At 61.6% G+C, this 20137-nt stretch carries 19 protein-coding genes; 10 read left to right on the top strand and 9 right to left on the bottom strand.

The annotated features are described in order from the left end of the window. Window positions 1–5 precede the first annotated feature (5 nt). The 4 genes from C0Z19_RS11955 to C0Z19_RS11940 all read right to left on the bottom strand — a co-directional run bounded on the left by C0Z19_RS11955 (window position 6) and on the right by C0Z19_RS11940 (window position 3638). Complete coding sequence (locus C0Z19_RS11955; protein ID WP_102610025.1) at window positions 6–539, bottom strand: carboxymuconolactone decarboxylase family protein; 534 nt, start codon at window positions 537–539, stop codon at window positions 6–8. Between the two features lie 23 nt (window positions 540–562). After that, window positions 563–1570, bottom strand: coding sequence for a VOC family protein (locus C0Z19_RS11950; protein WP_102610024.1), 1008 nt, complete (start codon window positions 1568–1570; stop codon window positions 563–565). A 69-nt stretch (window positions 1571–1639) separates the two neighbouring features. Then, window positions 1640–2950, bottom strand: a complete 1311-nt coding sequence (gene eno, locus C0Z19_RS11945; protein ID WP_102610023.1) for a phosphopyruvate hydratase — start codon at window positions 2948–2950, stop codon at window positions 1640–1642. 112 nt (window positions 2951–3062) lie between these two features. Then, window positions 3063–3638: a cupin domain-containing protein gene (locus C0Z19_RS11940; protein ID WP_102610022.1), complete on the bottom strand. Its 576-nt coding sequence runs from the start codon at window positions 3636–3638 to the stop codon at window positions 3063–3065. A gap of 162 nt (window positions 3639–3800) precedes the next feature. Between C0Z19_RS11940 and C0Z19_RS11935 the strand changes: the two genes are divergently transcribed. After that, window positions 3801–4604 (top strand): fumarylacetoacetate hydrolase family protein, encoded by an 804-nt coding sequence (locus C0Z19_RS11935; RefSeq protein ID WP_233196108.1) that lies wholly within the window; start codon window positions 3801–3803, stop codon window positions 4602–4604. 109 nt (window positions 4605–4713) lie between these two features. Here the strand turns inward: C0Z19_RS11935 and C0Z19_RS11930 are convergent, their stop codons facing one another. From C0Z19_RS11930 to C0Z19_RS11920, 3 genes are read right to left on the bottom strand one after another with little or no spacing between them, the layout of a single operon-like run. Continuing rightward, complete coding sequence (locus C0Z19_RS11930) at window positions 4714–6282, bottom strand: methyl-accepting chemotaxis protein (protein WP_102610020.1); 1569 nt, start codon at window positions 6280–6282, stop codon at window positions 4714–4716. A gap of 55 nt (window positions 6283–6337) precedes the next feature. Next, a complete protein-coding gene (locus C0Z19_RS11925) occupies window positions 6338–7366 on the bottom strand; it encodes a phosphotransferase family protein (protein ID WP_269844839.1) in 1029 nt (342 codons plus the stop codon). A gap of 43 nt (window positions 7367–7409) precedes the next feature. Continuing rightward, window positions 7410–8372 (bottom strand): C-terminal binding protein, encoded by a 963-nt coding sequence (locus C0Z19_RS11920; protein ID WP_102610018.1) that lies wholly within the window; start codon window positions 8370–8372, stop codon window positions 7410–7412. Window positions 8373–8671: 299 nt separating this feature from the next. Between C0Z19_RS11920 and C0Z19_RS11915 the strand changes: the two genes are divergently transcribed. Next, window positions 8672–9826, top strand: coding sequence for a porin (locus C0Z19_RS11915; protein ID WP_102610017.1), 1155 nt, complete (start codon window positions 8672–8674; stop codon window positions 9824–9826). Window positions 9827–9831: 5 nt separating this feature from the next. Here C0Z19_RS11915 and C0Z19_RS11910 read toward each other — a convergent pair whose 3' ends face one another. Beyond that, window positions 9832–10740 carry a LysR family transcriptional regulator gene (locus tag C0Z19_RS11910; protein ID WP_102610016.1) on the bottom strand — a complete coding sequence of 303 codons (909 nt, stop codon included), beginning with the start codon at window positions 10738–10740 and terminating at the stop codon, window positions 9832–9834. Between the two features lie 130 nt (window positions 10741–10870). On the opposite strand from C0Z19_RS11910, the gene C0Z19_RS11905 reads away from it, so the two are divergent. The 6 genes from C0Z19_RS11905 to C0Z19_RS11880 are packed head-to-tail and all read left to right on the top strand — an operon-like array spanning window position 10871 to window position 16279. Continuing rightward, window positions 10871–12058, top strand: a complete 1188-nt coding sequence (locus C0Z19_RS11905) for an acyl-CoA dehydrogenase (protein WP_102610015.1) — start codon at window positions 10871–10873, stop codon at window positions 12056–12058. 6 nt (window positions 12059–12064) lie between these two features. After that, window positions 12065–13303, top strand: coding sequence for a CaiB/BaiF CoA transferase family protein (locus C0Z19_RS11900; RefSeq protein ID WP_102610014.1), 1239 nt, complete (start codon window positions 12065–12067; stop codon window positions 13301–13303). Window positions 13304–13330: 27 nt separating this feature from the next. Continuing rightward, window positions 13331–14092: an electron transfer flavoprotein subunit beta/FixA family protein gene (locus C0Z19_RS11895; RefSeq protein WP_102610013.1), complete on the top strand. Its 762-nt coding sequence runs from the start codon at window positions 13331–13333 to the stop codon at window positions 14090–14092. Window positions 14093–14102: 10 nt separating this feature from the next. Further along, window positions 14103–15077, top strand: a complete 975-nt coding sequence (locus C0Z19_RS11890; protein ID WP_102610012.1) for an electron transfer flavoprotein subunit alpha/FixB family protein — start codon at window positions 14103–14105, stop codon at window positions 15075–15077. Window positions 15078–15125: 48 nt separating this feature from the next. Beyond that, window positions 15126–15434, top strand: a complete 309-nt coding sequence (locus C0Z19_RS11885) for a hypothetical protein (protein WP_175083946.1) — start codon at window positions 15126–15128, stop codon at window positions 15432–15434. Then, complete coding sequence (locus C0Z19_RS11880) at window positions 15431–16279, top strand: 3-hydroxybutyryl-CoA dehydrogenase (protein WP_102610011.1); 849 nt, start codon at window positions 15431–15433, stop codon at window positions 16277–16279. Before C0Z19_RS11885 ends, C0Z19_RS11880 begins: the two co-directional genes overlap by 4 nt. Here the strand turns inward: C0Z19_RS11880 and C0Z19_RS11875 are convergent. Further along, the gene (locus C0Z19_RS11875; protein WP_102610010.1) at window positions 16254–17315 is read right to left on the bottom strand and encodes a LacI family DNA-binding transcriptional regulator; all 1062 of its coding nucleotides are present in this window, start codon (window positions 17313–17315) and stop codon (window positions 16254–16256) included. The genes C0Z19_RS11880 and C0Z19_RS11875 overlap by 26 nt on opposite strands. A gap of 531 nt (window positions 17316–17846) precedes the next feature. Between C0Z19_RS11875 and C0Z19_RS11865 the strand changes: the two genes are divergently transcribed. Then, on the top strand, window positions 17847–19118 hold the full coding sequence (locus C0Z19_RS11865; RefSeq protein ID WP_102610009.1) for an MFS transporter: 1272 nt from the start codon (window positions 17847–17849) through the stop codon (window positions 19116–19118). 6 nt (window positions 19119–19124) lie between these two features. Further along, window positions 19125–20135 carry a fumarylacetoacetate hydrolase family protein gene (locus C0Z19_RS11860; protein ID WP_102610008.1) on the top strand — a complete coding sequence of 337 codons (1011 nt, stop codon included), beginning with the start codon at window positions 19125–19127 and terminating at the stop codon, window positions 20133–20135. Window positions 20136–20137: the final 2 nt, after the last annotated feature.

Raw genomic sequence — 20137 nt, 5'->3', positions numbered from 1 at the left:
GCCGATCAGCGATAGCCCTCCTCGAGCTCGATGCCGAGCGCGCCCATGATGCGCACCCCCGAGTTGTACCAAGCGACGTTGAGCGCCAACTCGACGAGCTGACGTTCGTCGAGGAATACGGCGACGCGTTGCCACGTGGCGTTGCTGACGTCGACCTTCAATGTGGATTCTTTTGCCACCGCCATCACGGCGCGCTCTTCATCGTCGAAGAGCGGCGACGTTTCGAAGTCGGCGATGGACTTTAACTGCTCCGGGCTGATGCCGGCCTTCAGGCCGTGCGACTGATGATGCGCGATTTCATACTCGGATCCCGTGCAGTGCCCAACCGTAAGGATCGCCAGTTCGCGAAGCTTGGGGCTGATCGACGATGCCCGGATCGCGTTTGCGTACGAGAGAAACTGATCGAGGATATCGGGTGCATGCGCGAGGGCGCGGAAGATGTTTGCGGTCGGAACCTTTCGCTCGCGTTCGAGCCGGTCGAAGAGGGCGTCGTGGGTGCCTGCGACATCCGAACGCTGAAGATATTTGACGCGTGCCATGTGATCGTTACCGTTTCTAAGATTCAGTCGAGAGCCAATTGTTTCTGGATGTACGTTTCGAGTGTTTCGGGTTTGGGCTTGCTTGGCGTCTCGATAAGCGCAGCGTCCTCGAAACGCGATGCCTCGAAGTACCAGCGGTGAAGAGCCGGCAGCCCCCAGCGAACGCTTGTGTTGAGCGAAGCGGCATCCCAGCGGACCGGCTCGATCTCGGCGTCAATCGTTTGATAGTGACCATCGCACAATTCCACGCGATGTCCGTCCGGGTCGCGCAGATAAACGAACAGCATGCCCCCGGGGCCATGACGGCCTGGGCCGCGCTCTACTTCATGCGCGTAGCCGTAAATGCCGGCCAGGTCGCAGGCGGTGAAGATGTTGTGCGATTCGGGCACGATGTAGGCAAAGTGATGCATGCACGGGCCGTCGTTCTGGACGATCGCCAAGTCCAGACACGTTCCCTTGCGATACATGAAGGCGCCGAGCAGCGTGTCGCCATGTTCGAGGTATTCGGAATTGCGAAAGCCGAGCTTGCTGTAGAACTCGCACGATTGATAGGTATCGGGCGAGAAGATCTGATAGTGATCGAGCCGCTGCGCGTGCGCGCCCTTGAACTTGTCGCGATCGAGGTAGAGACGCGGGCGGGTTTCCATCTGCGCGCACAGCTCGATCTTCGTGCCGAACGGGTCGGATACATGCAGCGTTCTGCCTTGATGCGCAACTTCGACCCACTCGGCCGGTAGCCCTTGCTCCTTGAAGAATGCATAGGCGAGGTCGAGATCCTCTTCGAGGAAGACGCGAAAGCCGATGCGCTTGCAGGTGGAGGCGGCCTTCTTCGACTGAATCAGCACGAGACTATGGTGACAAGCCTCGGACAGCCCGCGCAGATAGCAGGTGTCGGCGGTTTGCTCCGTGACGACGAGACCGACGATATCGACATAGAACTCGCGGCTTTTCGCCAAGTCGGCAACGTTCAATACGATGTGACTTGCGCGCGTAATGTTGAACGGCGGTTTGAGATTGACTGGGGGTAGCATGATTGACCTCGCTGGAATTGTCGTTCAAGCAAATTGTGCAATTTAGTGCCAACGTTAGCACTTAAAATGCTAACGCCCGGAAGCGGCCGCTTGACGGCCGTGGAAGGGCAGTGCCGTCCAGCCGCTGAACAGTGCTTGTCGGCCGAGCGATTCTTCGATGCGCAACACTTCGTTCCACTTCGCCATGCGCTCGGAGCGGGAAAACGAGCCCACTTTGAGCTGCCCCGCGTTCCAGCCGACCGCCAGATGCGCGATAGTTACGTCTTCCGTTTCGCCGGAGCGCGCGGAGACGATCGTGCCGAAGCCCGCCTGCTTGCCGGCCGTCAGCGCCGCGTGCGCTTCGCTGATGGTGCCTGCCTGGTTGGGTTTGATCAAGACCGCGTTGAGTGCCCCGGCCGATGCGGCTGCCTTGACGCGCTCGGCGTTGGTGACGAGGAAGTCGTCGCCGATGATTTGGCAGCGCGATCCGTACATTTCGGTGAACTGACGAAAGCCCGCGGCATCGTCTTCCGCAAGCGGATCTTCGATCGACAAGATCGGATAGGCGTCGAGCCAGCGTCCGAGCATATCGATCATTTGCGCGGTGTCGAGCGTGCGGCCGTCGAGCGCCAGCGTGTAGCGCCCATCGCAGCCGAATTCGGATGCGGCGATGTCGAGCGAGATGCCCACGTCCTTACCGGGCCGCAGCCCGGCGTCGGAGATAGCGCGCGTGAGCGTTTCCAGGGCTTCTTCATTGGTGTCGAAAGCGGGCCAGTAGCCGCCCTCGTCTGCCACGCCTTGCAACCTGCCTGCTTGCTTCATCAGGGCGCCAGCCGCCCGATAGACTTCCGCCGTCCATTCCAGAGCCTCGCCGAAGTTGGCCGCCGCCGGGCACATCACCATGAAATCTTGCACGTCCACGCGGCGCGCCGCATGTGCGCCCCCGCCGAAGATCTGGATCTCGGGCAGCGGCGTACGGACCGGGCCATCTCCGGCCAGATAGCGCCAGAGCGGCTGGCCGCTAGCCGCGGCGGCGGCGTGTAGCACAGCCATCGACGTCGCGACGATCGCATTGCCGCCGAGGCGGCTACGATTCGGCGTGCCGTCGAGTTGGACGAGGCGCGTGTCGACTTCGGATTGGGCGTAGGCGTCCATCGAACGAAGCTCGCTCGCGATTTCTCCGTTGACGCCTGCCAGCGCATTGTTGACGTCGAGGCCACCGAACGCGTCGCCCCCGTCGCGCAGGTCGACGGCTTCGCCTGTGCCCATCGAGGCGCCGGCGGGCGCGATGGCACGACCGCTCACGCCGCATTTCAAGGTGACTTCCACTTCCACCGTCGGGCGTCCGCGTGAATCCCACACGCGGCGGCCGCGTACCTGCGCGATTGTCGTATCGGTCATATGTCTTCTCTATCTTCTCTATATAGACTTGCGTAAAGTGCTACGTGTATTTGGTTCGACAAGGCAGTTGGGTTCGCAACTATGTCGAACGAGCTCACCCGGTTCACCAAGGTCAGCGTTCCCGAGCGGCTCCGATCAAGATGAACGCAAGGGTGGCCGATAGATGGCTTTTGTTGCGCCAAGCGTGACGTGTCCCGTTCTGAACGATCACGTCATGTTGATGCAGGAGTTCGGCGCGGCCGTCGTCGAGCTCGAGCCAAATCTCGCCATCGAGGACGATGCCGTAGTCGATGGTCGGCGTCGCGTGCATACCGTCGGCCTCGAACAACTCGGCGAGCCCCGGGCTCATAGCCAGGTTCTCCGCAGTGGCAGCGGCGGGGTCGAAGTCCGGCGCGAAGAACACGCTGTCAGGCGGAAACGTCACCACGAGGAACCGCGTGCCCGACTGGGGCGGAACGATGCTTTTGACCGATACGGTCGGGTCCTGGGCGTCGAACGGCAGCGTAGGGAGCGGATCGGTCGCCCAGATGAGCCGCGACATCATGCCCCGGATATGGACGAAGGCGTCGGAGCGCGGTGCGGCGCCATCGAGGGCAACCATCGACGCGCCATGCTCGTCGTGACCGGTGACGATGCGGCGGATCGCCAAGGGCACGCCGTTCGTTGCGGAAGAACCCGATGTGCTCATAGCGGCCGTGCCTCCTGAAGTGCTAACGTTGGCATAAATTCTGGCAGAGGGGCGCGCCAATTGTCAATAGGGTGTCGAGCGGTTTGCCCCGATAAACCGTCGATTGACTGTGCTTGCCCGATGCGCTAACGTTAGCACATTAAAGTAAGAGAGGAGGTCTTCTTGTCATCCCATCATATTGTTCGATACGCATTGGGCGGATCGATCCACTACGGCATGGTGCAGTGCGACGGCACGATCGCTCGCTTGGCGGCCTCGCCGTTTGAGGGGCTGCGACCCAGCGGCGAACTCGATCTCGTAAGCGACCTACGAATACTCGCGCCGGTGGATCAGCCTCGTATCTTCGGTCTGGGCTACAACTACAAGGCGCATTCGAATGAGGTCGGCAAGCCGGTGCCCGATCTGCCGGTTCTCTTCATGAAGCCGGGCACCGCGGTCATCGGTCCCGACGAGTCGATCGTCTATCCGTCGGATGGGGAGATCATCCATTTCGAGGGGGAGTTGTGCGTCGTGATGGGCAAAGTTGCGCGTCATGTGCCTGAAGTGCAGGCATTGGACTACGTGCTCGGCTACACATGCGGCAACGATGTCAGCGACAGAGTGCTGCAACGACGCGAGAGTGCGTTCGGATGTCTATTCGCGGGCAAAGGGTATGACACGTTTGCTCCGCTCGGGCCAGCAATCGTAACCGGGCTTGATCCGTCGAATCTGCAGATCATCACGCGTTTGAATGGAGAGGTGCGGCAGAACGGCAACACGCGCGATCTATTGTTTCCAGTGCCTTACCTGATCGCTTACCTGAGCCGATTCGTGACGCTGCTTCCCGGCGATGTCATCATGACCGGGACGCCCGCCGGGGTCGGCCCAATCCAGGTGGGGGACACGATCGAAGTCGAGATTCCTGCGATCGGCGTGCTGCGCAATTCCGTCGTGGCGGAGGCGTTGCCTCGAGATCGCCGCGATTGAAGTGGTGTGTCTCGCAGCTTGCTTCGACCCGGTTCCAGGGTACCTGAGTTCGTTTCTCGGCGCTGGAGCAGGGCGCCCTCAAGCGTCTTGAGGGCGTCGCAGAACCCATCTACGCGAGACTCGAAAGCTTGAACGCCTCGACCAATCTCGCCAGCTTGCCGGCTTCTTCCCGCATGCGCCGAGATTCGATGCCGGCCTGATCCACGAGGCCTGCATTGCGCTCCGTCGTATGCTCGAGCTGAGCCAGTGCCTCATTGACTTGCGTGATTCCGTCGCTTTGCGATCGGCTCGCGGTCGCGATATCGCCCAGCACCATCGTCACGCGCTCGACGGCTGCGACAATGTCGGTCATGATTTCTCCCGCATTGCTGACGAGCTGGCTGCCGCCTTCGACTCGCGTGGTGCAGTCTCCGATCAACGATTTGATTTCCTTCGCGGCATCGGCGCAACGCCGTGCGAGGTTGCGCACTTCCCCCGCAACTACCGCGAAGCCGCGCCCTTGCACGCCGGCACGTGCCGCTTCCACGGCGGCGTTCAGCGCGAGAATATTGGTCTGGAAAGCGATGCCGTCAATTACGCCGATGATGTCGACGATTCTGCGCGAACTGTCTTCGATCGACACCATGGTTTCGATGACTTTGCCGACGGCCTGCCTGCCTTTTGCCGCGACGCTCGAAGTGGTCGTCGACAACACATTCGCCTCGCGTGCGCTTTCCGAATTGTTCGCAACCATCGCAGTGAGCTTTGCCATCGAGGCGGCGATCTGAGTCAGGGAAGCGGCTTGGGCTTCCGTTCGCGCGGAAAGATCGGTGTTGCCCGATGCGATTTCGGCGACGCCGTTGCTGACGAGCGCAGTCGTTTCCTTGATTTGCGAAACCAGCAGCGTGAGATTGATTTGGAGAATGCGCAACGCGTGCTGAATCTGCGCGGCTTCGCCGTCGCCATATGCTTCGATGGCTCGAGAGAGGTTGCCTTCGCCCAAATCGTCGATATGATCTTTGATCCGCGCGAACGGCCTGATCAGGCCGTGACGAAAAAGCAGTGACGAGAGCAGGCAGCAGGCGATGCCTGCTGCCGAGGACGATACGATCCATCGGCCGGAGGCGCTGCCTGGATGCGCGAGCACAGCCAGGTTGCTCCCAAACAGGGCGGCCGTAAGTGCAATGAGGGTATTCATCTTCGCCGCGACGGAAAGGTGCTGCACGCTTCGCAAGCGCCTGAACGTGGATCGCTTGACGATCCTGCCTCCATCCAAGGCGACGTCAGCGCTTCCGTTTTTCATTGCCGTATAGGCTTCGTCGGCGAAACGGATCCTTTCGGCAGTTGCCTTCGCGCGGATCGTAATGTACCCGGCAACACGGCGATTCTGGTAGATCGGCGCAGCGGTCATTTCTACCCAGAAATGATCCCCGCTCTTGCGCAGGCCCTTTGCAATGCCCGTCCATGTCTTGTTCGACTTGACCGTGCGTAGGAAGTCCTCGAAGACCTGATGCGGCGTGTCGGGATGCGCCAGCATGCTTTGCGGCGCACCGAGCAGTTCCTCTTCGGCATACCCGCTTACGCGGATGAAATCCCGATTGGCGTAGGTGATCTTGCCATCGAGATTGCCTTTCGAAATCATGGCAATCGAATCGTCGAGCACATACTCGACGCCGCTGGTCGTCTTGTCAGCGTGCATGGCCGCCGGTCTCCGAGATTATTGTTCTTCGATTGCGCGCTCGCGCGGGGCATCTTCAGCGCTGCAGCCTATGCCGACCGATGCCCTCTACCCACGCCGCCGCGACCTGACAAAGATCCGCCACGGGCTCGTACAGAAGTGGAACGGCGATCCGTCGGACCTGATCTCGCAGCCGCTCGTCGTTCAGATACTCTGCCGGGGATTTTCCGTCGACGCGAGCCAACAGCAACGCCGGCAGTAATGCCGCGGCACGTGCTTCGAGGCCGGCGCGCAGTTCCCAGTCGGCTTCGTCGAAGTAGGCTTCGGTCAGCGCCTTGAAGGAAACGATCAACGCATCGACCTGATCGGGGCGAACGAGGCATTTGAGCAACAAGTGGTTCAGGCAGAAGGCAAGATCGAATGCCGGATCGCCGAACCAGGCGCATTCGGCATCGAGCAGCACCGGACCCATCGGGCCGATGAGGATGTTCTTCGGGCTGACGTCGCCATGCACGAGGGCCGTGCGGACAGAGGCCGTGCGACGAGCGAGCGCCTCCAATCGCGAGGCCAGTGCCGGGTGGCGTGCGGACGTGGCGATGAGATAAGGGTCCAGCCGCAGCGCATGAAAGTTCTCGCGCGTGTCGAATGCCTTGGCAAGCTCGCTGCTCTCGGCGCTTGCCGCATGCAAGCTGCCGATGAGATGGCCGACGGCCTTTGCCGTCTCGATCTCGACTTGACCGGCCATCAGCTGCTGCTTCCAGACAGGATGTTCGGCAGGCGAAAGAAAAGACATCGCGAATACGCCGAGCGCCGGGTCATGGGCAAGCGGCGTGGGGACGTTGTCCGGGCAGTGCTGTGCGGCGAACTGCATCCAGGCCCATTCATAGGCGTTGCGCGAGACAGGGGCTTGCCATTGAGCGGCAACTTTCAGCGTAGACAGCGCGCGCTTCACGCACAGCGAGCGATCAGCCAGATCGACACGCCAAATATCGGACGACACGCCTCCTGTCAAAGGGTGCCAAGATGCGGATTCATTCGGCGCCGCGAGCCGATGCTCGATAAGAAAGGCGTCGAGCCGTGGGTCCGGGCTGTTTCGTTCATTCATCATGTGCGGCGCAGTAATTGGAAACGGATACGCAGTGCGGCAATCATGGCTTGCGCAGATTGCACGGGTTGAGTGGAGCTTCGCCGCGCAAGACGCGCACGACTTCTTCGGCAGCGCGCCTGCGCAATTCCAGCAGCGATGCATCCGAGGAGAAGGCAACATGCGGCGTCAGCATGGCGCCCGGCTGTTCGAGCAATGCAGGCGGCACCGCCGGCTCGGATTCGATGACATCGAGCGCGGCCGCGGAGAGTCGGCCGCTTTGCAGCGCTTGCACGACAGCATCCGTATCGACGATCGCGCCGCGGCTCACGTTGATCAGCAAGCTGCCGGGCTTCATGAGCGAAACCCGCTCGCGATCGATGAGGTGATGCGTGCCGTTGGTCAGCGGCGCATGAACGACCACGATGTCGCTTCGCGCGAGCAATGCATCGAGGCCTACCGCCTCTACGCCGCCTGCGTCGGCGGGCATGAAAGGATCATGCGCCAGCACGCGGCAACCAAAGGCAGCGAACTTGCGTGCCGTCGCCCGCCCGATGCGGCCATAGCCGATCAATCCGCACGTGAGCGAGGCCAAGCGGCGCAGCCGCGCACCGGAGGGCATCCATCGTCCGGCATGAACCTCGCGATCGAACTGCACGAGGCCGCGCGTCCACGCCAGCGCGAAACCGATCGCGTGATCCGACACTTCCTCGACGCAGTAGTCAGGCACGTTCGTGACGAGAACGCCACGCGCCGTGGCCGCCTCGACGGCGATGTTGTCGAGCCCCACGCCGAGCCTCGCGACGATTTTCAGATCGGGGGCGGCCTCGATCGCCCGAGCCGATACCGGCGCCCAGCAGGTCATGATGCCGGTCGGGCGATGCTCTTGCACAAGCGCTTCGATCGATGAAGCCGCAGCCGGCGACGCCGGACCGCTCACCAATGTCATCCCGGCGGATTCGATGATCGCGCGCTCGACGCTGTCGTCGGGCCATGCGTAGTCGGTCAGAAAAACGGTGTCGCTCATGAGGGGCTCTGTCCGTAGAAACGAATGAATATGTTCAAACGTTAGCATTAAAATTCCCAGGTGCCAAGCGAGGTGTTGCGCCATCTGCAGGCAATCTCGTGCTACCAAGTCTGGGCTCGGCTTGAATGAAGGTTATCGAAAACCCCGATTTGACAACGGGCGCCGACCAAATATGCTCCGCTTCAGTGCTAACGTTAGCGCGTGCTACCACACGGTGACCCCGCGATGTCGCGCGCTCGATCGCACCAACACAATGAAGACGACCTCGACGACCTATACACAAGAATCAGGAGACATGTATGAAGCGGCAACTCGCACTCGCGATCGGAAGCTGTCTATGCGCAGCGGCTCACGCGCAAAGCTCGGTGACGTTATATGGCCTGATCGATAACGGCATTTCGTATGTCAATAACCAGCGGGGGCACAGTGCCGTTTTCGCTTCCACCGGCAACATCGTCGGCGATCGCTGGGGGCTGACGGGGGCTGAGGAGATCGGTGGTGGGTTGAAGGTGATTTTCAAATTGGAAAACGGCTTCACTGGAACCAACGGCACGCTGCAGCAAGGTGGGCGGTTGTTCGGCCGGCAGGCATGGGTGGGCATGTCCAACGCATACGGCGCGGTGACATTGGGACGCCAGTATGACTCCGTGGTCGATTACCTGGCGCCGCGAAGCCTCGCCCAGAGCTTCGTCGGCGGGCTGGAGTTCATGCACCCGATGGACAACGACAACTTCGGCGATTTCTTCCGGCTCGACAATGCAGTCAAATTTGCGAGTACGGATTTTAGTGGACTGAAGTTTGGTGGCCTGTACGCGTTCTCGAACAAAGCGGGAGATTACTCCGACAATCGCGCTTTCAGCGCAGGGGCGAGTTACAGCAGGGGGCCACTCACGATCAGCACGGCGTATATGCGCATCGACAACCCAGGCGATGGCGCGGCAGGCGCACTCGACGGTTCATCGACCTCGGGTGACGCCACGTTCCATGCCGCGATTCAGCAGGTCTGGGGCGTTGGGGCGGGCTATACGATCGGGCCGGCGACGCTAGGGCTCGTCTGGAGTCATTCGCACTACGGCAGCAGCAGCGCGGTTTACCGCGGCAGTACGCTGGCTCCGCAGTCGACCGGATCGCTGACCGATCTGACGTTCGACAACTATGAGGCGAACATCCGCTATCTGATCAATCCGGCGTGGGTCGTTGCCGCGTCATATACGTTCACCGATGGCCGCTATTCGAACGCTACCGTGAATGCGAAACCGCGCTGGAATCAGTTCAATCTGATGACGGCATATTCGCTTTCCAAACGCACGGACCTGTATTTGATGGCCGAGTATCAGACGGTGCGCGGGGCCGGCGCAACAATATTCAACGGCGCGTTCATCGGCGGCAGCGGCGGCCCTTCGTCGACGAATCATCAGTTCTTGACCAGCGTCGGGCTGCGCCACAAGTTCTGAGCGAGCTAGACAGCCGAGCCGGCGCTGTTGGCGCCGGCTTGGGCGACGATCCAGTCGCGGAACTGGCCGAGCGCTGCGTGTTCGGCTTTTTCCTCAGGAAAAATCAGATAGTACGAGCGGCTGCTCGGGAGTTCGTGCGCCGACGCCTGAATCAGTACGCCGCGATCGAGTTCATCCTCCACGAGAAAGCGAGGCATGAGGGCGATCCCCATCCCTTGCCTGGCTGCCTCGGCGAGCATCGAGAACAGCTCGAGCCTCGGTCCAGCCATGTCGCCTTCGACTTCCATGCCGCGCGACGCGAACCACTCGCGCCACGCATACGGCCGCGTGCTTTGCTGCAATAGCGGGTAGCGTCTCCAGTCTGTCCGGCCCACGGTCTTGCGCGGCGCAATGAGCGCCGGGCTGCAGACCGCAATGAGGCTTTCTCCCATCAGCCGCAGACCTTCCGTGCCGGGCCAGATCCCAGGGCCCGCGTGAATCGCCGCGTCGAATTCAGTCCCCTCGAATAAAAACGGGCGTGCCTGCGACGTCAGATTCACTGTGATGTCCGGGTAGTGCGCATGGAACATCGGCAGGCGCGGCAGCAACCATTTCGTGGCGAAAGTCGGCACGACCGCGAGTTCCAGTGTCGCCCCTTGTCCCCCCTTCGCCATCAGTTCGAGCGTGTCGCGCTCGAAATCGTCCAGACGTGCCGCGACCTTGCGACTATAAGCGACCCCCGCCTCGGTCAACGCGACGCCGCGACGGCTGCGGCGAAAGAGCTTGACGCCCAAGAATGCTTCCAGCGTCCCGATTTGGCGGCATATGGCGCTTTGGGTCACGGCAAGTTCATCGGCCGCCTTCGTAAAGCTTTGATGCCGTGCGGCCGATTCGAACGCGCACATCGCACCGGTCGAAGGGATCTTTCTGCGCATGGTTCTCGACTCCTGCCGTGGTTACAACAACGAGTGCAATTCTCGCACAAGTGAGTGAGAACAAATCGTTTGTTTGATGAGCACGCGACCATTAGAGTGAGTGCCACATACCTTCTTCTGCGAGTTTGAAATGCGTGGACAGCACAAATCAGAGAGCTTCAATTGGGACGATCCTTTGCTGCTCGATCGGCAGCTAACGGACGAAGAGCGAATGGTGCGTGATTCTGCGCGCGATTACTGTCAGGAACGGCTGCTGCCGCGCGTGCTCGACGCGTTTCGCAAGGAAAGTACCGACCCCGCCATCTTCCGTGAGATGGGTGAATTAGGATTGCTTGGCGTGACGATTCCGGAGGAATACGGCGGCTCGGCGTTGAACTATGTCTCTTATGGCCTCGTCGCACGGGAAGTCGAACGAGTCGATTCCGGGTATCGCTCGATGATGAGCGTGCAGTCCTCGCTCGTGATGGTGCCGATCTACGAATTCGGCACCGAAGCCATCAGGAGCAAGTATCTGCCCAGGCTCGCACGGGGTGAATGGATCGGGTGCTTCGGGTTGACCGAGCCGAATCACGGCTCCGATCCAGGCAGCATGACAACTCGGGCAAAGAAGGTCGACGGTGGCTATCTGTTGACCGGCAGCAAGATGTGGATCACCAACAGCCCGATCGCCGATGTCTTCGTCGTATGGGCGAAGGACGATGAAGGCGCGATCCGAGGTTTCGTCCTGGAAAAAGGCTGGAAGGGACTGTCGGCGCCGGCGATCCATGGCAAGGTCGGCTTGCGCGCGTCGATTACGGGCGAAATCGTGATGGACGAAGTCTTTTGCCCCGAAGAGAATGCGTTTGCGGACGTCCGCGGGCTCAAAGGTCCGTTCACCTGCTTGAACAGTGCGCGATTCGGCATTGCCTGGGGCGCGCTCGGCGCGGCCGAGGACTGTTGGCACCGTGCGCGGCAGTACGTGCTTGATCGCAAGCAGTTCGGCAAGCCGCTTGCCGCGAACCAGTTGATCCAAAAGAAACTCGCCGACATGCAAACCGAGATCACGCTCGGCTTGCAGGGATGCCTGCGGCTCGGCCGCATGAAAGACGAAGGTACCGCCGCCGTCGAGATCACGTCGATCATGAAACGCAATTCGTGCGGCAAGGCACTCGACATCGCGCGGCACGCACGCGACATGCTCGGAGGAAACGGCATCAGCGACGAGTTCGGCATTGCGCGGCACCTCGTGAATCTCGAAGTCGTGAATACGTACGAGGGTACGCACGACGTCCACGCGCTCATCCTCGGACGAGCCATCACCGGCATCGCCGCGTTCTGAACGGATATGGAAGCATTGACGCAACGAGGTGCGCTCTCGGGCCTGCGGGTGCTCGATCTGTCGCGCGTGTTGGCCGGCCCGTGGGCCAGCCAATTGCTGGCTGACCTTGGCGCGGATGTCGTCAAAGTCGAGCGCCCCGGCGTGGGCGACGATACGCGCGCATGGGGCCCGCCATGGCTGAGCGATGCCGACGGCAACCCGACCGGTGAGTCCGCCTATTATCTGAGCGCCAATCGCAACAAGCGATCGGTGACGATCGACATGGCGCAGCCTGACGGGCAGGCGCTGATCCGGCAGCTTGCGAGCAAGGCCGACATCGTCCTTGAAAATTTCAAGGTCGGCGGACTTGCGCGCTATGGGCTCGACTACGCGAGCCTCGCGGCGATCAATCCGCGCCTCATCTATTGCTCGATCACCGGGTTCGGGCAGACCGGACCCTATGCGGCGCGAGCCGGCTACGACTTCCTGATGCAAGGGATGGGCGGTTTGATGAGCCTGACAGGCCGGCCGGATGGATCGCCCGGCGAAGGTCCGATCAAAGTCGGCGTCGCGCTGACCGACGTGATGACGGGCCTGTATTCGAGCGTTGCCGTGCTTGCGGCGCTGGCGCATCGCGAACGGTCGGGACAAGGTCAGCACATCGATCTCGCGCTGCTCGACGTGCAGATCGCGTGCTTGGCCAATCAAGCAGCCAACTATTTGATCGGCGGCAACGTCCCTCGGCGAATGGGCAATGCGCACCCGAGCATCGTCCCGTACCAGGATTTTCCGACGGCGGACGGCTACATGATTATCGCGGTCGGAAACGACTCGCAGTTCTCGAGCCTCTGTGCCGGGCTCGGCCGGCCGGAATGGGCCAGCGATGCGCGGTTTGTCAGCAATCCGCAGCGCGTGCTGCATAGGGACGAACTCGTCGCGCTGCTGCATACCGTGACCGTGACACGCACGACGGCTCAGTGGGTGGCGATGCTGGAGGAGCGCGGTGTGCCGTGCGGCCCCATCAATCGGATGGATCAGGTGTTTGCCGACCCCCATGTTCAGTCGCGCGCGATGCGCATGGAGATGGCGCATCCCGTTGCGGGGAAGGTGCCGCTCGTCGCCAATCCGATTCGAATGTCGGAAACACCCGTGCAATACCGGAATGCGCCGCCGACTTTGGGCGAACACACGGAAACGGTGCTCGACGAATGGCTCGGGTTGAATGCGGAGCAGATCGCCGCTTTGCGGGAAAGCAACGTCGTTTGATGGACGCAGCCTGATGGGAGGGCGAACGTGAAGATTCTGGTGCCGGTGAAACGCGTGGTCGATTACAACGTCAAGGTCCGAGTGAAGTCGGATGGTACGGGCGTCGACATCGCGAACGTGAAGATGTCGATGAACCCGTTCGACGAAATCGCCGCGGAAGAGGCGGTGCGTCTGAAGGAAGCGGGCGTGGCCGCGGAAGTGGTGGTGGTCTCGGCCGGTGTGACGCAATGTCAGGAAACGCTGCGCACCGCGCTGGCGATCGGCGCGGACCGCGCGATCCTGATCGAATCGAACGAGGATCTGCAGCCGCTGGCGGTGGCGAAGCTTTTGAAAGCACTGGTGGACAAAGAGCAACCGCAGCTCGTGATCCTCGGCAAGCAAGCGATCGACGACGATTCGAACCAAACGGGTCAAATGTTGGCGGCACTGGCAGGTCTGCCGCAAGCGACGTTTGCCTCGAGGGTGGCAATTGTCGACGAGGGGGGACAAAAGCGCGCGACGGTCGCACGTGAAGTGGACGGCGGCGCTGAAACGCTGACGTTGACCCTGCCGGCGGTGGTGACGACGGATCTGCGCTTGAACGAACCGCGCTATGTGACGCTGCCCAACATTATGAAGGCGAAGAAGAAGCCGCTTGAAACGATCAAGCCCGAGGATCTCGGCGTGGATGTAGCCCCTCGTTTGAAGACTTTGAAGGTGGCTGAGCCGCCCAAGCGCAGTGCTGGTGTGATGGTGCCGGATGTGCAGACGCTGGTCGAGAAGCTGAAGACCGAAGCGAAGGTGTTGTAAGGGGAGAGACATGACGATTCTGGTTATTGCCGAACACGATGCCCTGAAACCCCCCTCCTCGGGGGGCAACGCGTCGATCAAGGGTGCGACATTGAATACTGTTGCTGCCGCGCACGAGGTTGCCAAATTCGTCGGTGGCGACATCCATGTGCTGGTTGCCGGGCACAACGCGCAAGGCTCGGCCGACGCGGCGGCGAAGATCGCCGGCGTATCGAAGGTGTTGCTGGCCGATGCGCCGCAATTGGCCGAAGGCCTCGCGGAAATCGTCGAAGCGACCGTGCTGAACGTGGCGAAGGACTACTCGCACATCGTGGCGCCGGCCACGGCGTACGGCAAGAACGTCGCGCCGCGCATTGCGGCCAAGCTCGACGTCGCTCAGATCAGCGAAATTACGGCCGTGGTATCGGGCGATACGTTCGAGCGCCCGATCTATGCGGGCAATGCCATTGCCACGGTGCAATCGAGCGATGCGATCAAGGTGATTACCGTGCGCGCGACGGGCTTCGACGCGGTGGCGGCGGAAGGCGGCAACGCATCGATTGAAAAGATCGAAGCCGCGCCCGATGCCGGCGTCTCGCAGTTCGTGAATCGCGAAGTGACGAAGCTGGACCGTCCCGAGCTGACAAGCGCGAGCATCATCGTGTCGGGTGGTCGTGGTCTTGGCAGCGGCGAGAATTACATGCAGGTGCTGGAGCCCCTGGCCGACAAGCTCGGCGCGGCGCTGGGCGCCTCGCGCGCGGCGGTGGACGCAGGCTACGTGCCGAACGACTACCAAGTGGGCCAAACCGGCAAGATCGTGGCGCCGCAGCTGTATGTGGCGGTCGGCATCTCGGGGGCGATTCAGCACTTGGCCGGGATGAAGGATTCGAAGGTGATCGTGGCGATCAATAAGGACTCCGAAGCACCGATCTTCACCGTGGCCGATTATGGACTCGCAGCCGACTTGTTCACAGCCGTCCCGGAGCTGGTCGCCGCCCTTGCCTAAGCGTGGGTCCCGCATTTCGATCGAAGCCATGCACGAACCGGAGCAACGATGAACGCCATGCAGCGAACCCGCCTTGATGCCGCCGCGGCGGCCAATGCGCAGGATGCGGCGCTCTGGCGCTGGTTTTCCGCGCTGCTCGAGGAGCGTCGCATTCGGTGGCGTTATGCGTTCGATAGCTGGGTAATTAACGTTGATCGAGCGCGCGTCGCGAGCGAGTCCACCTTCGACGGTGCAATCCGGGCGGCCAAGGACGAGGCCGACCTGCGTGGCGTCGGGCAGCCGGGAGAACGGTCAGGGCGGGAACAGCGGCGGACTAAATTATCCGAACTCTTTTCAGAGCAGGTAAGGCATCCATGAAATTCGAAACGATAGGAATCGTCGGCGCAGGCCAGATGGGGATCGGCATTGCTCAGGCCTGTGCTACGGCTGGCCTGGACGTCATGCTCAACGACGTCGATGCGAGCGCGTTGACGCGCAGCGTGGACCGACTATCGGCCAGCTTCGACCGGTTGGTGTCCAAGGGGAAGATCACCTCCGGTGAGGCCGCCGGCGCCATGACGCGCGTGCATGCAGCGCCCAAGCTCGGCGCGTTCGCTGCATGCGATGTCCTGATCGAAGCGGCGACGGAAAACGTTCGAATCAAACAGCAGATATTGCAGGGCCTGGACGCCGTCGCCAACCCCGATGCGATTGTCGCCACGAACACATCGTCGGTATCGATCACCAAGCTCGCGGCAACGCTTGCGGATCCTTCCCGATTCGTCGGCATGCATTTCTTCAACCCGGTCCCTGCGATGGCGCTTGTCGAAGTCATTCGCGGCATGCAGACCAGCGATGCCACGTTCGACGCGACGGTCGTGCTGGCCGAACGGCTCGGCAAGTCCGCGATTCAGGTCAAGAATGCCCCAGGCTTCGTCGTCAATCGCATCCTGGTGCCGATGATCAACGAAGCCGTCTTCGTCCTGCAGGAGGGCTGCGCAGGCGCAGAGGAAATCGATGCGGGGATGCGGCTGGGCGCGAATCATCCGATGGGGCCGCTGGCGCTGGCGGATTTGATCGGGCTCGATACGGTGCTTTCGATCATGGAGGTGATTCACCGCGACCTGAACGATACGAAATATCGGCCCGCGCCGTTGCTCAGAGAGATGGTCGATGCGGGCTGTCTCGGTCGCAAAACTAAGCAGGGCTTTTACTCCTACTGAGCGGTGCGCGCTCGCGCTGAGCGGTGCCGAGCGCGCACGTGCTGCCGCGCACGATCAGCGTCGACGTGGCAATCGACGAGTAGGGCGCGCGCGCAGACTCGTTTTGGCGGATTTGATGCACGAACCACAGGCCGCAAGCGGTCGCCAGATCATGAACGGGCAGGCCGATCGTCGTGAGTCCCGGCCCCCACCAACTGAATCCGACTTCATCGCCAAAACCCACGACGGAAAGTTGATCGGGAACGCTGATGCGACGAGACATCAGTTCTTCGAGAATGCCTTGCGTAATGCGCACCGAGCCGGCCACCACGGCCGTCGGCGCATTTGCCAACGATAGCAAAGCACGCATGGCCTCGCGGCCGAACTCGACGGAGCCAGGGGAGCCGAGCCGTACGTGTTCCGGGCCGGCCCTTCCATTGCGGGAAAGGGCATCAAGCGCCTTCTGATAGCCCTGCAACCGCGCCGCGCCCGTGGGCAGATCGTCAGGGCCACCGATATACGCAATCCGGCGATGGCCTAGTTGAACGAGATGGTCCGTCGCTTCGTATAGCGCCTTCGTATCGTCAATTCCGAAGAATTGATCGCCGATCGCCGCTTGCCGGCGGATCAACTGCACGTGGGGCAACATCTTGAGCAGCCGTATCGCTTCCCTGTGAGGCTTCGCAGTCGGAACGATGATGATACCGGCTACGTTCGCACTCGCCAGTTCTCGGATGTGCTGCAGTTCGACCATGCGGTCGTCTCCGGTCTCCGACAGAGTGAGCTGAAAACCTGCGCCTTGCACGCATTTGGACAGCGCGTGCGCGATCGTCGAATAAAAGCTATTGCGAATGTCAGGCAGCACCAGGCCGACCAGATTGCTCGAGACGCCGCGCATCATTCGCGCGGCCAGATTGGCCACGTAGCCCATTTCATTCGCGACTTCCGACACTTTCTTTTTCGTGGCGGCGCTGATTCTCGGATCGTCGGCGAGAGCCCGTCCCACCGTCGACGGCGAGACCTGGAGGCGGGCGGCAATGTCTTTGATGGTGACCATGGCGTTCCAATGAGGCGAATCGGGACAAACGATAGCATAAACCGGCACGCTGCTGCTATCGATAGCAAAACCGGATGGCCGGGGCCGCACTGCATTCGGTCAGGGGCCTCGGATCAATGCTTACGTAGGCATTTTTATGAACTAATGAATGCATTTGACATCAGCAAAAGCTGCATCTAATATGCGCTAACGTTAGCACTGCGAGCGCAGTGACGGAGCACCGTAGCGCTGCCGTCTCGGTCGGTTGCGGGAAGGAGAGGGTGAAGTGTTTGCAGAGGACAGAACTTTGCGATGCGTGGTCGAGAAGTGGTTCGGCAGGACCTCGACCGAGCCTGTGCAAGTGAGCCGCGTGCCGCACATCATGCCCAAGCGGAATCGTTGCATTCGGGTATCGCTCCCGGGGCGCGCCCAAGCGATCGCCATCTTTTTCTTTCGACACGACGACGGAAGCTGGAGCGTCGTCCCGCCGACGAGCCAGCCGCGCGACTTGCCTGACTAAATGAACGATAACTCAAACCCCGGAGACATTTCATGACTGCCCCTCAACATGACGTCGGCTATGAGCGCAGAACGCTCGTATTGCTGGGCCTAGGGTTCGGATTGGTCGGCTTCGACCGGTGGCTGATGGCGCCCATGTTCCCGTACATGATGAGCGACTTGCGGCTCAGCTATTCGCAACTGGGCAGCCTGATCGGCGTGCTCGGCGTGGCGTGGGGGCTCTGGTCGATTGTGATGGGGCCGGTTTCGGACCGCATCGGTCGCAAGAAGATCCTCGTTGCCACGATGATCGTTTTCTCGCTGCTTTCGAGCTTGTCGGGATTTGCCAGCGGATTTGCGAGCCTCGTGCTGCTACGCGCGGCGATGGGCGTGGCCGAAGGCGCGTTCACGCCCGCGAGCCTTGCTGCGAACAGCGAGGCGTCGCGGCCCGCGCGCCGCGGGCTCAATCAAGGGCTGCAACTGAGCATGATTCCGCTCGTCGGGCTTGGTTTCGCACCGATCGTGGCCACTCAGTTGGTGCGGATCGTGCCGTCATGGCACTGGGTCTTCATGATTTCGGCGGTGCCTGGCCTGATCGTGTCCGCGCTCATTTGGCGACTGCTGCGCAAGGACGGCCGTAACGGCGCATCGGCCATCGATCTCCACTCAGGCGTGACCAAGGCGACCTGGATGCAATTGCTGCGCACGCGCAACGTGCTCGTCGCGACGGCAGCGATTTTGTGCGCGATGGGCGGCATCTTCGTGATCGGCGCGATGGTACCCACGTATCTGGTTGCAGTGCTTCACCTCGATACGCGCAGCATGGGCTTCGTTGCCTCGGCGATCGGCTTCGGTGGGTTCGCCGGCTCGTTTCTCTTGCCCGGCATCTCGGATTACGTGGGCCGACGCCCGACCGCACTCGTCGGTTTCGTGGTCGCGACGCTTTTCCTGTACTGCTTTGCCCGCACCGGTCCCGATCCAAAATTGTTGTTCGCGTTGCTTTTCGGCGTATCGATGTTCTCGATCGGATTGCTGTCTCTGCTCAGCGGCCCCGTCGCCACGGAGGCTGCCCCGCTTGGCCTCGTCGCGTCGGCCATTGGTTTCGTGTCGGGTGTCGGCGAGACGTTCGGCGGTGGCGTGGCCCCTGCGATCGCCGGCTTCATCGCCGAGCATTTTGGCCTGGCGCGGACGCTCGACTTCGCCTTCTGCAGCCTCGTCGCGGGTGCCTGCGTGGTCGTGTTCCTCGTCGAAACCGCGCCGCGCCGGCGCATGCTCGCCGGTCGCGAAAGCGATCCTGTCTGTGCTGCGTCCACCACCGATCTTTGAACGCTCATGCTTCCCGTGATTGTCAACGTTTCGATTGCCGCGAGCGACCCCTTTCCGGCGTTGCTCTTCAACGATCGAGTCATGGCTTTGGCGCACTGGCGCTCCGAGGGATTGCGCGGCACGTCGTCGATCGTCGAGTTGCTGGACGACTGGGCCGTCAATGTTGAGCGATTGCAGCAGCTATGCCGGTCGACGGCGACCCAGGCGCTCCTCGCGGAGCAAGGGGTCGAGCTCTCGGCGTTTCGAGTCCATGCGCCGGTCTCGCCGCGGCAGGTCTATTGCACGATCGGAAATTACCGCTCGCAGGTGTTGCAAGCGGCGCTCGACGCCGATGGCGGGGTAAACGAGCCGGTTCGTCGCGAGGCCTTCTTGGCTTCGATTGAAAAGCGTCGCAAAGAGGGGGCACCGTACGTCTGCCTGAAGGGACCGGCTTCGGTATCGGGGCCGTTCGACGGACTCCACGTCGAAAGGGGCGATGCCACGCTCGATTGGGAAGTCGAGATTGGCGTGGTGATAGGCCGCACTGCATGCAACGTAGAGGCGGCGTGTGCGTTGGATTATGTCGCTGGCTATTGCGTCGTCAACGACATCACGTTGCGGGACCGGATCATCCGTCAGGACCTGCCGACGCTTGGAACGGACTGGCTGCAGTCCAAATCGCGCGGCGGCTGGCTGCCGAGCGGGCCTTGGCTCGTGCCTGCGTGGTCGGTGGAGGATCCGTCCGCACTACGTCCGTGGCTGCGGCTCAACGGTGAATTGATGCAGGACGGCGCGGCGAGCGACATGATTTTTGGAATTGCCGAACAGATCGCGTATTTGTCCAGGCATGCCGCTTTGCGTGCGGGCGATTTGATCTGTACGGGTACGCCTGCCGGGATCGGCAGTCATTACGGCCGATACCTGCATGCGGGCGACGTTGTGGAAGCGGGCGTTGCAGGACTCGGCGCGCAGCGTGTCGTGTGCGTGGATTCGACTAACGGAAGGAGAAGGTGCCATGAATCAGGCGATGGCGAGTAACG

The organism is Trinickia soli (assembly GCF_002879855.1).
Taxonomy (GTDB): domain Bacteria; phylum Pseudomonadota; class Gammaproteobacteria; order Burkholderiales; family Burkholderiaceae; genus Trinickia; species Trinickia soli.
This window is presented reverse-complemented; position numbering and strand designations above follow the sequence as displayed.